The sequence below is a fragment of the Streptomyces sp. NPDC040432 genome (assembly GCF_055595445.1).
On sequence record NZ_JBVIVP010000001.1, the window covers coordinates 98,699 to 112,405 of the forward strand.

13 protein-coding genes are annotated in these 13,707 nt (G+C 74.7%); 8 read left to right on the forward strand and 5 right to left on the reverse strand.

Annotated elements, in window-relative coordinates; genetic code table 11:
- Positions 1 to 13 precede the first annotated feature (13 nt).
- Positions 14 to 1,405 (forward strand): DUF2252 domain-containing protein, encoded by a 1,392-nt coding sequence (locus ACZ58N_RS00475; RefSeq protein ID WP_471153777.1) that lies wholly within the window; start codon positions 14 to 16, stop codon positions 1,403 to 1,405.
- A gap of 68 nt (positions 1,406 to 1,473) precedes the next feature.
- Here the strand turns inward: ACZ58N_RS00475 and ACZ58N_RS00480 are convergent, their stop codons facing one another.
- Positions 1,474 to 1,899 (reverse strand): ATP-binding protein, encoded by a 426-nt coding sequence (locus tag ACZ58N_RS00480; protein ID WP_471153780.1) that lies wholly within the window; start codon positions 1,897 to 1,899, stop codon positions 1,474 to 1,476.
- A 241-nt stretch (positions 1,900 to 2,140) separates the two neighbouring features.
- Here ACZ58N_RS00480 and ACZ58N_RS00485 point away from each other — a divergent pair, with 241 nt between their 5' ends.
- Together ACZ58N_RS00485 and ACZ58N_RS00490 are read left to right on the forward strand one after the other, a co-directional pair.
- Positions 2,141 to 3,094, forward strand: a complete 954-nt coding sequence (locus ACZ58N_RS00485; RefSeq protein ID WP_471153783.1) for an alpha/beta hydrolase fold domain-containing protein — start codon at positions 2,141 to 2,143, stop codon at positions 3,092 to 3,094.
- 191 nt (positions 3,095 to 3,285) lie between these two features.
- The gene (locus tag ACZ58N_RS00490) at positions 3,286 to 4,032 is read left to right on the forward strand and encodes a phosphatase PAP2 family protein (RefSeq protein ID WP_471153785.1); all 747 of its coding nucleotides are present in this window, start codon (positions 3,286 to 3,288) and stop codon (positions 4,030 to 4,032) included.
- Between the two features lie 150 nt (positions 4,033 to 4,182).
- Here the strand turns inward: ACZ58N_RS00490 and ACZ58N_RS00495 are convergent, their stop codons facing one another.
- Positions 4,183 to 5,211, reverse strand: coding sequence for a LacI family DNA-binding transcriptional regulator (locus tag ACZ58N_RS00495; RefSeq protein WP_471153788.1), 1,029 nt, complete (start codon positions 5,209 to 5,211; stop codon positions 4,183 to 4,185).
- Positions 5,212 to 5,836: 625 nt separating this feature from the next.
- Between ACZ58N_RS00495 and ACZ58N_RS00500 the strand changes: the two genes are divergently transcribed.
- The 5 genes from ACZ58N_RS00500 (at position 5,837) to ACZ58N_RS00520 (ending at position 11,284) form a co-directional block, all read left to right on the forward strand.
- Positions 5,837 to 7,087, forward strand: a complete 1,251-nt coding sequence (locus ACZ58N_RS00500; RefSeq protein ID WP_471153791.1) for an MFS transporter — start codon at positions 5,837 to 5,839, stop codon at positions 7,085 to 7,087.
- A gap of 149 nt (positions 7,088 to 7,236) precedes the next feature.
- On the forward strand, positions 7,237 to 8,151 hold the full coding sequence (gene surE / locus ACZ58N_RS00505) for a 5'/3'-nucleotidase SurE (RefSeq protein WP_471153793.1): 915 nt from the start codon (positions 7,237 to 7,239) through the stop codon (positions 8,149 to 8,151).
- Between the two features lie 148 nt (positions 8,152 to 8,299).
- Positions 8,300 to 9,496, forward strand: a complete 1,197-nt coding sequence (locus ACZ58N_RS00510; RefSeq protein WP_471153796.1) for a saccharopine dehydrogenase family protein — start codon at positions 8,300 to 8,302, stop codon at positions 9,494 to 9,496.
- On the forward strand, positions 9,493 to 10,089 hold the full coding sequence (locus ACZ58N_RS00515) for a TetR/AcrR family transcriptional regulator (protein WP_471153799.1): 597 nt from the start codon (positions 9,493 to 9,495) through the stop codon (positions 10,087 to 10,089). The genes ACZ58N_RS00510 and ACZ58N_RS00515 overlap by 4 nt, the downstream gene beginning before the upstream one ends.
- Before the next feature lie 118 nt (positions 10,090 to 10,207).
- Positions 10,208 to 11,284, forward strand: coding sequence for a class I SAM-dependent methyltransferase (locus ACZ58N_RS00520; protein WP_471153801.1), 1,077 nt, complete (start codon positions 10,208 to 10,210; stop codon positions 11,282 to 11,284).
- A 138-nt stretch (positions 11,285 to 11,422) separates the two neighbouring features.
- On the opposite strand, the gene ACZ58N_RS00525 is transcribed toward ACZ58N_RS00520, so the two are convergent.
- The 3 genes from ACZ58N_RS00525 to ACZ58N_RS00535 all read right to left on the reverse strand — a co-directional run bounded on the left by ACZ58N_RS00525 (position 11,423) and on the right by ACZ58N_RS00535 (position 13,357).
- Entirely contained in the window at positions 11,423 to 12,088 is a 666-nt protein-coding gene (locus tag ACZ58N_RS00525) for a hypothetical protein (RefSeq protein WP_471153802.1), read from the reverse strand.
- Between the two features lie 135 nt (positions 12,089 to 12,223).
- Positions 12,224 to 12,790, reverse strand: coding sequence for an SMI1/KNR4 family protein (locus ACZ58N_RS00530; protein WP_471153804.1), 567 nt, complete (start codon positions 12,788 to 12,790; stop codon positions 12,224 to 12,226).
- Between the two features lie 36 nt (positions 12,791 to 12,826).
- The gene (locus ACZ58N_RS00535) at positions 12,827 to 13,357 is read right to left on the reverse strand and encodes a phosphotransferase (RefSeq protein WP_471153807.1); all 531 of its coding nucleotides are present in this window, start codon (positions 13,355 to 13,357) and stop codon (positions 12,827 to 12,829) included.
- Positions 13,358 to 13,707: the final 350 nt, after the last annotated feature.

Genomic DNA, 13,707 nt, shown 5'->3' on the forward strand with positions numbered 1-13,707 from the left:
ATATGACTGGGGGATGGCAAAGGCCCCGCCCTCGTCCCCCGACGAACGGGTCCGGTACGGCCGGGCGCGGCGCAAACGGCTGCCCCGGTCGGAGCACGCGGCGACGCCCTCGCAGGAGAACCGCCCCGACCCGGTGGCCGTGCTGGCGGCGCAGGGCGCGGACCGGCTGCCCGACCTGCTGCCGCTGCGGTACTCCCGGATGGCGGCCGGCTCGTTCGCCTTCCTGCGCGGCGCGGTGGCCGTGATGAGCGCCGACCTCGCGGCGGCGCCGCACACCGGGTTGATGGTGCAACTGTGCGGGGACGCGCACCTGCTGAACTTCGGGCTGTACGCCTCTCCCGAGCGGGCCCTGCTGTTCGACCTGAACGACTTCGACGAGACGCTGCCCGGCCCGTTCGAATGGGACGTGAAACGACTTGCGGCGAGCGTGGCCGTAGCGGCCCGGGACAACGGACACGGCGACAAGGCCGCCCGGCGAGCGGCCGGGGCGGCCTCGGCGGCGTACCGGCGGAACATGCGCCGGCTGGCCGGGCTGGGCGAACTCGCCGTCTGGTACGAGCGGGTGGACAGCGCCGAGGTGCTGCCCCTGGTACGGCGGCGGCACCGCGAGCGGGTCGCGTCCGGACTGGAGCGGGCCCGGCGGCGGACCAGTCTCCAGGCACTGGACAAGCTGGCGGAAGTGGTGGACGGCAGGCTCCGGATCCGGTTCGAACCACCGCTGCTGGAGCCGGTGACCTCCCTCGACGAGGCCATGGTGGAGCAGGTGTTCCGGGAGTACCGGGCGTCGCTGCCGGAGGAGCGGCGGATGTTGCTGGACCGCTTCCACGTGGTGGACGTGGCCCGGAAGGTGGTGGGTGTCGGCAGTGTCGGCACCCGCTGTTTCGTGGTGCTCCTGACGGGTCGCGACGACGCGGACCCGCTCTTCCTCCAGATCAAGGAGGCGGTGCCGTCGGTGTTGGAGGCCCACCTCGGGCGGTCGGCGCACCGGCACTCCGGACACCGGGTGGTGGCGGGGCAGCGGCTCCTGCAGGCGGCCGGCGACATCTTCCTCGGCTGGGCCACCGGCCCCGAGGGCCGGCACTTCTACTGGCGGCAGTTGCGGGACATGAAGGGCTCGGCCGATGTCGCCGGCATGGATCCGCTGCTGCTGGAGGGCTACGCCCGCCTGTGCGGCCGCACGCTGGCCCGTGCGCACGCGCGGACCGGCGACCGGTTCGCGATCGCCGGGTACCTGGGCGCGGGTGATTCCTTCGACGAGGCGGTCACCCGCTTCGCCCTGGACTACGCGGACCTGACGGTCGCCGACCACGCCGCGCTCACTGCGGCCCTGACCGACACCGACAACCCCGCGCACACCGCGCACCCGTCGGGGCACGGCCGCACCGGGACGCGGGGAGCGCCCTGACCCCTCCCCACCTTTCCGGGACGGGGCCGAGGCGCGGGGAACGCCCTGGCACTCGGCCCCCCACCGACTCACACCACCGGGATGCGCACCCTGACGGCCTTGCCCGACTCCCCCGCCACCAGGGAGAGTCGACCGCCGAACTCGGCCGCCATCAGTTGCACCATCAGCAGTCCCCGGCCGCTCTCCGACTCCGGGTCCGCCTCGGCGCGCGGTGAGGGCAGCCGCGGCAGCCCGGCCCCCTGGTCGGCGACCTCCAGTCGGAGCCACCCCCCACCCCGGGACACACCGACCCTCATGCGCCCGACGGCCGCGTGCTGCACGACGTTGCCGACGAGTTCACTGACGGCGAGCAACAGCACCTCGACCACCTCCCGCGACACCCGCCACTCACCGAGGGGCCGCCCGCACGCGGAGGCGGGGGCGGGTGGTGCGCCGGGCGGTGCGCAGGGCATGGACGGCGCGGGGTCCGCGGGTCTGCCGACGGGGGTGAGCATGGAGTGCTCCAGGAGGGGGAAGGCCGCGCGTCCACCGGGACGGCTCGTGCAACCGGCCGGGAAGTCATCCGAACCATGGGCTTGTGGTCAGCGGAAACGCGTCGCTAGTGTTCTGATTACACGTGTAACACGTTACGCCTCCCCCGGTGATCCGCGCAAGCATTTCGGACAAACGTCACGAACCCTGCGCCCGCGCCGGGACCCGCCGGCCACACGGCCGCGCCGAATCGGAAGGGCCGCAATGACGCAATCCCCCACGGCCGGGTTCGACCTCGCCGACATGACCTGGCCTCCCCCGCCCTACCAGCCCCCCGTGCCGCCCCGGACGGAGGCCGACGGCGTACGCCTCTTCGACGGGGTCACGTACGCGACGACGCCGGGGTTCCGTCCGCGGCTGCTCGACGTGCGGACACCGGCGGGCGAGGGCCCCTTCCCCGCGGTGGTCTGGATCCACGGCGGCGGCTGGCTGGAGGGCGACCGTCGCTACCCGCCGCCGACCGTTCCCGCCGACCTCCTGCACGGGGCGGTCCTCGGCGCCGGCCTCGCCCTCGTGTCCGTCGACTACCGCCACAGCCTCGAAGCCCCCTTCCCCGCCCAACTGCACGACGTGAAGGCCGCGATCCGCTACGTCCGTGCCTTCTCCGAGGTCCTGGGCATCGATCCGGACCGGATCGGCGTCTGGGGCGAGTCCGCGGGCGGCCACCTGGCGGCCCTCGCCGGGCTGGTCGGCCCCGGCAGCCCGAACGGCGCCGCGCTGGAGGGCGCGCACGGCGTCGGCTCCGGGGACACCGGGGTACGGGCCGTCGTCGACTGGTACGGGGTCTCCGACCTGCCGGCCCTGGCCGAACACCCCATGCCCGCGCTGCCCGGCGGGGTCGAGTTCCCCGACCCGTACGCGGCCCTGCTGGGCGGCACCGAGGCCGAACGTCCGGCGCTGGCCCGCGCCGCGAGCCCGGTGACATACGCCGACGGCGCGAACCCGCCGCCGTTCCTCCTGGTCCACGGCACGCGGGACGGACTGGTTCCGTACAGCCAGAGCGAGGCCCTCGCACGGGTGTTGACGCGCGCCGGGGGCGAGGCCACGCTGCGGCCCGTGGACGGCGCCGACCACATTTTCCTCGGCTCGCCCGACATCGAGGGGATCGTCGCGGAGAGCGTCGCCTTCCTCGCCGACCACCTCAGCGCCGGGGCCTGATCCCGGGGGCCCGGTCCCGGGCCCTCCACGCGCGGTCCGGCCGCGACGGCGTCCTCGCCCACCGCATCCGAGGACGCCTCCGGCCGGTCCCGCCCATCCCGCACGCCTCGGTCCTGACCCGTACGCCTCGGTCCTGCCCACCCCGCACGTCCTCACGGCCGCGTCCGCACCCGCGGTCCGGAAAGGTAGTGATGTCCACCTCCCCCGCACCCACCGCCCCGCCCCTTCCCACCGGCAGACCCGGCGCCTCCGGGACCAACCGCGGCCGGGGCGCGCTCGCGTCGGGCCTGCTGTTCCTCGGAGGCGCCGCTCTCCTGGCCCTCGTCGTCCGCCCGGACGTCACGAATCCGCCCTTCCAGGGACTGGACGAACGCTGGCTGCGCTGGATGGGCGGTCCCCACGAAGGGCCGTACGCCGCCGTCGCGGCCGCGCTCAACTGGTTCGGCGGCCCGCCCGGAATCGTCGTCCCTCTCGCCCTGCTCGCCCTCCTGCTGGTCCGGCGGCGTTGGGTCTCCGCCTGCTTCTTCCTCGTCACCTACCTGGGCGCCCACCTGATCGCCATCCAGGGTTTCAAGCACCTGGTGGACCGGCCGCGCCCGGCGAACCCCCTGGTCCGCGTCGACCACGGCTCGTTCCCGTCCGGCCATGCCGCCACGGCGGCGCTGCTCGTGGTGCTCGTCGGCGTGCTGCTGGTGCCGGCCGCCCGGCGGCGCGCCTGGTGGGTCGCCGGTGCGGTCTTCGTCCTGGCCATGATGTGGAGCCGCACCTGGTTGCACGCCCACTGGCTCAGCGACACCGTGGCCGGCGCGGCGGCCGGCGCGGGGGTCGGCCTGCTGGCCTGGTGGGTGTGCGGGCCCGCACTCCGCAGGGAGCGCGCACGCGTCCACGACCGCCGGGGGGCGGCCGTGAACACGGCTGATCCCGTCCCGCAGGGCTGAGGCGCCGGGCGGGATCCGATCGGGTCCCGCCCGTCCTTCGGTGTCCCGGGGGAGCCCCTCCGCCGTTCGGCTCGCGCCCTTCGGTCGGTTCGTCGGTTCGGTCGGTTCGGTCGGTTCGGTCGGCGACCGTCCGCGGAACCCGCCGTCCCGTCAGGAGGTCTCGCGGGGGACGAGGACCGCTTCGACGGGCGGCAGTTCCCGCGCCGTGCCGGCGGAGATCAACTCGTGGAGGGAGTCCGCGATCAGCGCGGGTGACGGCAGTTCCAGGCGGACCGAGGTGAGCGCGGGCTGCTGGAACGCCGAGAGGACCAGGTCGTCGGAGCCGACGACGGCGACCTCGTCCGGCACGACGACGCCCTCCGCACGGAAGGCGTGCAGCAACAGGGTGGCGTACTCGTCGTGGTAGGCGAACACGGCGTCCAGCCCGAGATCCCGCCACCGCCGGGCCAGAGCGGTCGCGGATGCGCGGGTGTGGGCCAGCTCCAGCGGCGTGACGGTGGCCATGTGCCGGGCCGCGACCGATTCCGCGCCCGCCAGCCGCGGCAGGGCGAAGGTGCCGAGCCCGCGCTCCTGCGGTACGACCACGCCGATCCGGGTGCGGCCACGGGCGATGAGGTGCTCGGCGGCGGTGGCGCCGATGTCGGCGTGGTCGAAGCCGACGGTGTGCACGCCCTCGACGGGACGCGCGGCGAAGGCCAGCAGTCCGCGCACGCCCGCCCGGCGCAGCAACTCGGCGGCCTGCGGCGGGAACCGGTCGCCGTCCAGGGCGACGACACCGGCCGGGCGCAGCTCAGCCCAGGCTCGGGCCGCGTCGACGGGGTCGGCGAAGCGGCCCGCGTGCAGCACTGCCGTGTAACCGTGCCGGTCGAGTTCGCCGTGCAGGTCGTCGGCCCAGTCGCTGACGAGGCGGCCTATCGCGGAGACCGAGGAGGGCATCAACACGAGGTTGCTGCGACCGGCGCGCAGGGACCGGGCGGCGGCGTGCGGTACGTATCCGAGCCGGCGCGCGGCGTCGAGCACGCGGGCCCTCGTGGCATCGCTGACGCGGTGGCCCTGGGTGTCGTTGAGGACGAAGGAGACGGTGGCCCGCGAAACCCCGGCCAGGCGAGCGACGTCCGCGCTCGTGGTCGTGGTTGTGGGGGTCGGGGTGGCCGGGGGGACCCGGGGTGCTTCGGCCATGGTGTCCCTCGACGTTCCTCTGCTCGGTGTGCACTTGCTCCCTCCGAGGTTACACGCGTCAGATCAGGGCGCCGCGGGGTGCGCCGAGCCCGCGCGCAGCGTCCGGAGCCGCCCGCGCGAACGGCGAGGGCCGTCACGACGGGGACACGCCCCCGGCATGGGCACGGGCCCCGGCGGCTCCGCGCAACGCCACCCTCGCGTCGCATGGTCGGCGCGCGGTACGGCCGACCCGTCCGCGCCCCCACACGGGTCAGGGAGGTACGGCCCGACAGGGCTCCGGGACGGTCCGATAGGGCATCCGGACGACGCGGTTCCGACGGGTGTACGTCATGGCCCACCCGGGCATCCCCCGCGACCAGTGGCACGGCACGGCACGGCTTCCACCCGGTCACGATCCGCACAATGACCCGCCGCGGGGCCTGGCGGAGCCTCCGAATGGGTGCTACACAGTCTCCAGCGCCGTTGGTGACACGTGTAACAACATCACGTCGACGGGCTCGTCGGCCCGTGGCTCCCGGCAACACCCCTGCCCCGCCGCCCGCCGTACCGACACCCGCGCCGCACCCCTCCCCCACGCTCGACCGCTGCTCGCCACCTCCCCGCACCGTCCCCCCGAGGAGTCGTCATGGCCACGAACGAAGTCACCGGCCCGCCCGCCCCCGCAGTCGCCGAACCACCCCGCCAACGCGGTCTGCTGCCGCTGCTGTTGGTCGCCAACTCCGCGATGATGGCGGTCTACATGGGAGTCGGATCCGTACTCCTGCCGACCCAGATCGCCGCGATCGCCCCCGATGACAAAGTCGCCGTCCTGGGTCTGATCGGCGGAGTCAGCGCCATCTTCGCGACCGCCTTCAACCCGATCGCCGGAGCGCTCTCCGACCGCAGCGGCCGGCGCGGGCCGTGGGTCCTGGGCGGCGCCCTCGCCTCGCTCGCGGGGCTCGCCTTCCTCGGGAGCGTGAGCACCGCCCTGCTCGTGGGCATCGGTTGGTGCCTGGTGCAGGCGACCATGAACGTCTACCAGGCCGCGGTCACCGCCATCGTGCCCGACCGCGTTCCCGCGGTCCGCCGCGGTACCGCGTCCGCGCTGGTGGGTCTGGGGCTGCCGATCGGCGGCACCGTCGGTGTCCTCGTGGCCTCCCGGGCGGCCGACCACCTGCGCGTCGGGTACCTCGTCTTCGGTGCGATCATCGCCGTGGCCGCCCTGTTGCTCACCACGTTCTGCCGGGACCTCCCCCGCACCGGCGCGCAGGAAGCGGCTCCGGCCCCGAAGGGCGCCCAGTGGGCCGCCTTCCTCTCCTCCCTGGCCAACCACGACTTCCGGTGGGCCTTCATCGGTCGGGCCCTGATGGTCCTGGGGTACTTCTCCGTGGTCGGGTACCAGCTCTACATCCTCGGGGATCACATCGCGCTGCCCGCCGGGCTGACCCCGCCCGCGGCCATGGCCGTCCTGACCCCCGTGTCGATGGTCGCGATGGCCGTGTCCACGGTGGTCGGCGGGCTGCTGTCCGACCGGTGGAACCGCCGCAAGGTGTTCGTCGGGGTGTCCGCGGCACTGGCCGGCCTCGTCATGGTGGTCCCGGTCGTCAGCCCGACCTGGACGGGCATGCTCGTCTTCAGTGCGCTCAACGGGCTCGCGTTCGGCTGCTTCATGGCCGTCGACACCGCCCTCGTCACCCTGGTCCTGCCGCGCGCCGAGGACGCCGCCCGCGACATGGGCGTCCTCAACGTCGCGAACGCGGGGCCGCAGATCATCGCCCCCTTCGTCGCCTCCGCCGTGGTGACCGGCCTGGGCGGCTACACCCCGCTGTTCCTCGTCGGCGGGGCCCTGTCACTGGTCGGCGCCCTCGCGATCCTGCCGATCCGCAGCGTGCGCTGACCGTCCCGGGCCCGTCCGCGCGACCGGCCCGGCCCGCACTCCGGCGGGCGGGTGCCGAGGGTCACCCGCCCGCCGGTCACCACGCGTCCGACCCGCCCTCGGCGTTCCCGCACCTCCTCCCCGCACGTCCCTCCACGAAGGAGCACTCCGTGAGACCGACACGCAAGCGCGTCCTGCCCCTGGCCGCCCTGGTGCTGTGCGCCCCCGCGCTGGCCGGTACGGCGCCGGCCACCGCTTCCCCGCAGGGCGGCCCGCCCCCGCGCCCGCTGCGGATCCTGCTCACGAACGACGACGGCTACAGCGCGCCGGGCATCCGGAAGGCGTACGAGCGGCTGACCGCGGCCGGGCACGACGTCACCATCGTCGCCCCGCTCACGAACCAGAGCGGCACCGGCACGAAGATGATGAACGCCCCGTCCGTCACCGTGAAGCACCCCGAGCCGAAGGTGTGGGCCGTGGACGGCACGCCCGGCGACTCGGTGGCCTTCGGCCTGGCGGAGGTCTTCGCGGACCGCGCTCCGGACCTGGTCGTGTCCGGTACGAACTTCGGCCCGAACGTCGGCGGGCTCGCCACCCACTCCGGCACCGTCGGCGGCGCCGTCACCGCCCTGGAGTCGGGAGTCCCCGCCATCGCGCTGAGCACCGGCGGCCTGGTCGTGCCCGACCCGGTGACGACCGTCAACGCGATGGTTCCCACGATGGACTTCGCCGTGAAGCTGATCGACCGGCTGCGCGCCCGCGCCCGGTCCGGCCCACTGCTGCCGGCAGGCGTGGGCCTGAACGTCAACCACCCCGTCGTCGGCGCGGACGGCAAGGGCACCGCCGCCGGGGTCGCCACCACCTTCCAGGATCCGCAGACCGTCCTGGAACCCGACTTCACCGACGCCGGCGACGGCACCTGGAAGGTGACGGTCAAGGTGGCCCTGCGGCCCGCCGCAAGGGGCGGTGATCTGGAGGCCCTGGCCGCGAACCGGATCGCCGTCAGCCCGATGAACGCGGACTGGAACACCGGCCCGGCCGACCGGGCGGTGGCTTCCGTCCTGCTCGCCGGGCTCCGCCCCTGATCGACCCGTCGGCCGGGGCGGGGAAGGGCCGGGGGCGCCGACCCCGCGTGCCGACCCCGCCCCGACCGCTCCCACCCGACCGGCCGCCGGCATCGCGCCGCCGGACAGCCGGTCGCATTTCTAGGTCGATTGACCTAAAGTAGCGCTCATGATCACCGAATCGATCGACGAGCTGCGCCACGACCCCTCCGGACCCGTGCTCATCACCGGCGGGTACGGCACCGTGGGCGCCGAGATCGCACGCATCCTCGCCCCGGACACCCCGACCCTGCTCACCGGCCGCACCCCCGGCCGGGGCCGGGCGTTGGCCGCCGAGACCGGGAGCGAGGTGCGCGCCTGGGACCTGGCGGACCCGACCCCCTTCCGGGCGGCCGTCCGGGCCGTCATCAGCTCGGTCAACGACCCCGAGGACCGGGTGCTGCGCGCCGCCGTGGCCGCGGGCGTCCCCTACGTCGACATCACCCGGTGGACGGGCCGACTCCAACGGGCCGTCACCGTGGCCGCGCTGCTCCGGCCGACCGCGCCGGTGCTGCTGTCCTCGGCCTGGATGGGAGGCGTCACCAGCCTGGTGACGGCCGTCCTGGCCGAGGAACTGGGCGGTGCGGAGCAGGTCGACATCGCCGTCCGATGGGACATGGCCGACCGGGCGGGCGCGGACTCCGTGGAGTTCATGGACCGGCTGGGCGTGGCGTTCGAGGTGGTCGACTGTGGTCGGCGCCGGCTCGCCTCCCCGATGACGGAGGCCCGTACGGTGCGCATCGGCGACACCTCCGTGCGCGTCGCCCGCATCGACACCCCCGAGCAGTTCACCCTGCCCCTGACCCTCGGCACGGCCACCGCGGCGACCCGCATCGGGTTCAGCTCGCCCGCCGCGACCCGGGCGCTCCTCGCCCTGCGAGGCACCGGCTTCTTCCGCTGGGCCGCCGGGGATCGTTGGGCCCCGGCCCGCCGGGCACTGCTGCACTCGCCGGGCGAGGGCGGCACGGCACGGCTGCGCATCGACGTCGGCCATGACGGGCGCTCGCGCGGTGCGACCGTCACCGACCCGCGCGGCCAGCACCACCTGACGGCGGTGGGGGCCGTTCTGGGCCTGCGCCGCGTCCTCGGCACGGACGGCCACCCCGCTCCGCGGGGCCTGACCTTCCCGGAGCAACACCCGGCTCCGGCCGATGTGCTCGGCCCGCTCGCGGCACACGGCGTCGAGGTCACCGCCGACGGGCACCGCGGCGGCCGTGGAGGAGGCGAGCCGGACGTACGCGGCGGAGGCGACGCGTCGGACGACGTACCCGCGGCCGACGGCCTCCGCGTCGGGAACGGCCGGGCCGGAACGCGGGCCACGGCGTGAGCGCCGCGCCGACGCCCAAGGGGCAGCAGCGCCGCGCGGCCCTGCTCGATGCCGCCGAGCGCGTCCTCACGTCGTCCGGCGGGTCCGAACTCACCCTCCGGGCCGTGGCCGAGGAGGCGGGCGTCCGCCTCGGGCACCTCCAGTACTACTTCCCGGCCCGCGCCGCACTCCTGTCGGCGCTCCTCGACCGGATCCTCACCGCGTCCCTGGAACGCGTCACCGGCCTCACCGACTCCGACACCGACGAAACCGGCGTCGACGCCCTCCTCGACGGCGTCCTCTCCGACCACGACGACCCGCGTCTGGTCCGGCTGTTCACCGAGGTCTGGGCACTGGCCGCGCACGACGAGGAGGCCGCCACCGCGGTCCGGGCGTTCTACGACCGGTACGTCGCCCACGTGGCCTCGTTCGTCGGGGACCGCGCGCCCGGCATGTCGGCGGACGACGCGCGGCACCGGGCCGAGGCCTTCGTCATGCTCATGGAAGGGTCCGCCCTGTTCCGGTCCGGCATCACCGGCCGTCGCAGCCCCGGCACCGACGCCCGCCTGCGCGGCGCCGCACACGCCCTGCTCACGGGCGAGGGCCACGGCTGAGCGCCGCTCCCGCCGCCACCCCCGCCCGCCTCCGGCCCACGCGGATGCGCTCCGATCGGGGCGCGGCCTAGGGTGGTGGTAGGGGGACGAGGACATAGGCCTGCGGAGGTGTGCGGTGGTGCGCAGCGGTTCCGGGGTCATGGGAGGCGGCTACGGCCGGCACTCGGCGGCGCAGCACGTGGGCATCGGGACGGCGTTGGGCATGCTCGACCGGGCGGTCGCGGCGCTCCCGCTGCCGTCCGGCGGGCGGGCCCTTCGGGTGGCCGACCTCGGGTGCGCGTCCGGGGGCAACGCGTTGGAGCCGATGGCGCGCGTCGTGGCCGCCGCCCGCGGGCGCGCGCCGGGCATCGCGGTGGCGGTCACGCACACCGACATCCGGGGGAACGATTTCAACGCGCTGATGGAGACGCTCTCCTCGCCGGGCGCCTATCCGTCCGGACCAGGTGTGTTCGCGTACGTCGAGGCGCGTTCGTTCTTCTCGCCCCTGTTCCCGCCCGGGGAACTGCACCTGGCGTGGAGTTCGATCGCCGTGCACTGGCTGTCGCGTGTCCCCGTGCCGATCGTGGACCACGTCTACTGTTCCGGGGCGACGGGCTCCGCACGGGAGGGGTTGCGCGAGCGGTCCGCGGCGGATTGGCGGGCGTTCCTGCACCACAGGGCCGTGGAACTCGCCCCGGGCGGAAGGCTGGTGGTGGTCGGTGGAGCCGCCACGGACGACGGGGCGAGCGGTGCGGAGGGGCTCTTCGGCATGGTCGTCGAGGAGTTGCGGGCACGGATCGACGAAGGGCAGTTGAGCGACGACCGGTTCGCGGCCATGACGGTGCCGACGTGGAACAGGACGTCCGCCGAGTTCCTGGACCCGCTGCGCCGGGGCCCGGCGAGCGGCTGGTTCGACCTGGAGGAGGAGGCCTTCGCCGTACTGCCGGACCCCGTGGGCGACCGGTACGCGCGCGACGGCGACCTCGACGCGTACGCGCGGGAGGTCACGGACTCCTTCATGGCCGCTTTCGGACCGTCCCTGTTCGCCGGAACGGGGGCGGGGGGCGGGGCGGGGGGCGGAGCCGTCGACCCGCTGGTGCGGAGCTTCCGGGCGGGCCTCGCGGCGCGGATCCGGGCCCGTCCGCAGGACGCCGTCACGAACTGGCGGGTCCAGTTGCTGCGGGCGGCCCGCACGGACGCGCCGGCACCCCCGTAGCGACCTGCCGCAGGCGTCACGAGGGCCGCCGACGACCGCCGCCCGAACGATCGTTTCGTCGGCGGTCACCGGGAGGGGCCGCCCGCCGGGGTGCCGCGCCGGCCGGTTCGGTCGACCTCGCGAGCGGCGGGGCCGCGGTCAGCCGGGCCGGGGGGTGTCGGGCGCCGTGATGGTCGCGACGTGCTGGAGATAGCGGAAGGCGGCCTTGTCCTCGGCCTCGGTCAGTACGATCCGCCCCGTGCCACCGGCCGTGTGCAGGGCGCGGAGCAGGAGCCGCGTGTCGTCGGTGTCGGTGTCGAGCACGGCGACGGTGCGGGCGATCCTGCACACGACCTCGGCGGGGGTCTCGGGCCGGGTGCCGTACTCGCACCCGTACCAGTCGCCGGCCTCTTCGAGGACGGAGCGCAGCGCCGCGTAGCCGTCCTCCTCGTCGAGGGCCCTGCGGAGGTGATCGAGGAGCCCGGACAGGGTGTCGATGTCGGCCCGGTCGAGGCCGACCGCGTAGAGCGGGGTGTGCTCGTGTCCGTCCCGTCCGAGGATCCGATGGGCCCCTTCGACGTCGCGCGCGTCGGTCAGGGCGTACATCTGCTGGCGCAGGGGCTTGGGCAGGGCCCGTTGCACGTTGATGAGGGCGGTCCGCGGTGCCTCGCCGTCGAGGCCGGGGGGCAGTCCCCACACGTCGTCGTGTCCGAACCGGGTCTGGAAGGCCATGTCGTCGAGCCAGATCAGCAGGGGCTCCTCCAACTGGTGGAGGTCCGCGAGGAAGGCGGGGTGGGCGGGGAGCAGCCGCAGGGCATGGGGCATCGCTGGGTTTCTCCAGGCAAGGCGGCGGTCCTCCGCGAAGTCGACATCCGGGCAGGCAGAGAGTGTGCCAGAGAACGGCCCGGCCCATTCCGTCGGTATGGCGTGAATTCCCGTGCCGGACCGCGCCCGCGGACGTCACTCGTCCTCGAACCAGGTCCTGCCCGCCGCCCAGTGCCTGACCCAACCGGCGAAGCCCGCTTCGGTGGTGGTGGACCCGAACACGAAACCCTCGCCGAGCGGGGCGGCGCCGACCTCGGTGATCAGCCAGACGTGCCCCCGCTGCGGTCCGGAGACGACGAGGTGCCAGTTCATGGCGCAGCCGTCGGTGCCCAGCACGATCGACCCGTGGCGGTGGACCCGCTCCAGCGTCTCCTCCATGTCCTCGGCCGGTTCCGTGTCCTCCTCCCACATCCATGCCGCCGTCAACGGGAACGGGCGGCCCGGTTCCCGCTTGAGCGGGTCGTCGCCCCAGTCGACGGGCAGGTCCGCCAACGGCAGCAGCCCGTATTCGGGCGGCCCCGCGGGCGAGCCGTCCGTGACTTCCGCGACGAGGGTCCGGTACGGCTCGGGCAGCACGATCCCGTGCCGCGCCTCGAAGGCGTGGACGCCCTCCCACCCCAGGGCCGACGCACCGTCGTCATCGACGTCGAACGCCGCGCGGAGCTCGGACAGCTCGGCCGGGACCACCTGTTCCGTGTTCATGCCGCATGGATACCACCCCCGCCGGCCGGGGCGCCGTCAGGGGGCGAAGTGCGGGTTGGGGGTGGCCGCGCAGCGCAACGCGTGCCGGATGACGGCGGCGGGGTCACCGAGGTGGTAGATCCGTTCGGACGCCTCGATGCCGTCGAGGAACTCCTGGTACCGCAGGGCGTGGGTCAGATGGGCGAGCGGCTCCGCGAGTGCCAGTGCCCGCAGGGGGCGGCAGCCCGGCAGTCGCCGCTGCCAGGCCTCGGTCCACGCCCGGACGGCGACGGGCCGGACGGCCGCGGGCAGGTAGTCGTAGGCTCGTACACCGTCCAGGACCGGGTTGCCCCAGTGCGCGTCGGCGAAGTCGACGACGACCGGGGGGCCGCCGTCGCTGCGCCAGTTCCCGGGGTGGAAGTCGCCGTGGACGAGGGTGTCCGGAAGTCCGCACTCGGCCAGCAGGGGCCGGCGGGCGACGAGTTCTCGCGCCGCCGCCCGTTCGCCGCGGGACAGCTCGCGGCCGACCTCGCCGTCGAGGAGTTCGGCGACCCGCGCCGCGAGGAGGCTGCCGCGGCGGTCCCGCAACCAGGAGGCCTGTCCCTGTTACTGCGCGCCCACGCGGCCTGGGCGGCGACGAGACGGGTCACGGCGCTGGTGACGGTTTCCGGACCGGGCTCGTGGCAGTCCGCGCCGGGCAGGTGCTCCAGCAGGATCCGCCGTTCCGCGGCGGCCACGACCCGTGGCACCAACCCGGCGTCGTGCCGGGCGAAGGCGGCGATGACCGCGGCCTCGTCCGCGGCGAACGCGGGGGTGGCCTTCAGCCGGACCGGGCCCCGGGCGGTGGGGAACCGGAACAGCCCGGCCAGGTTCCACGTCCGCCGCTGCTCGGGCGGCCCGGTCGGCGCCCTGCCGGCGGCGGCGAGCTCCCCGGCCGC

What these genes read in the sequence shown, in the direction of transcription:
- ACZ58N_RS00530 (WP_471153804.1), bottom strand. Translation starts at nt 12,790, where the DNA reads ATGAACACGGAACAGGTGGTCCCGGCCGAGCTGTCCGAGCTCCGCGCG.
- ACZ58N_RS00475 (WP_471153777.1), top strand. Translation starts at nt 14, where the DNA reads ATGGCAAAGGCCCCGCCCTCGTCCCCCGACGAACGGGTCCGGTACGGC.
- ACZ58N_RS00480 (WP_471153780.1), bottom strand. Translation starts at nt 1,899, where the DNA reads ATGCTCACCCCCGTCGGCAGACCCGCGGACCCCGCGCCGTCCATGCCC.
- ACZ58N_RS00500 (WP_471153791.1), top strand. Translation starts at nt 5,837, where the DNA reads ATGGCCACGAACGAAGTCACCGGCCCGCCCGCCCCCGCAGTCGCCGAA.
- ACZ58N_RS00495 (WP_471153788.1), bottom strand. Translation starts at nt 5,211, where the DNA reads ATGGCCGAAGCACCCCGGGTCCCCCCGGCCACCCCGACCCCCACAACC.
- ACZ58N_RS00510 (WP_471153796.1), top strand. Translation starts at nt 8,300, where the DNA reads ATGATCACCGAATCGATCGACGAGCTGCGCCACGACCCCTCCGGACCC.
- ACZ58N_RS00485 (WP_471153783.1), top strand. Translation starts at nt 2,141, where the DNA reads ATGACGCAATCCCCCACGGCCGGGTTCGACCTCGCCGACATGACCTGG.
- ACZ58N_RS00490 (WP_471153785.1), top strand. Translation starts at nt 3,286, where the DNA reads ATGTCCACCTCCCCCGCACCCACCGCCCCGCCCCTTCCCACCGGCAGA.
- ACZ58N_RS00525 (WP_471153802.1), bottom strand. Translation starts at nt 12,088, where the DNA reads ATGCCCCATGCCCTGCGGCTGCTCCCCGCCCACCCCGCCTTCCTCGCG.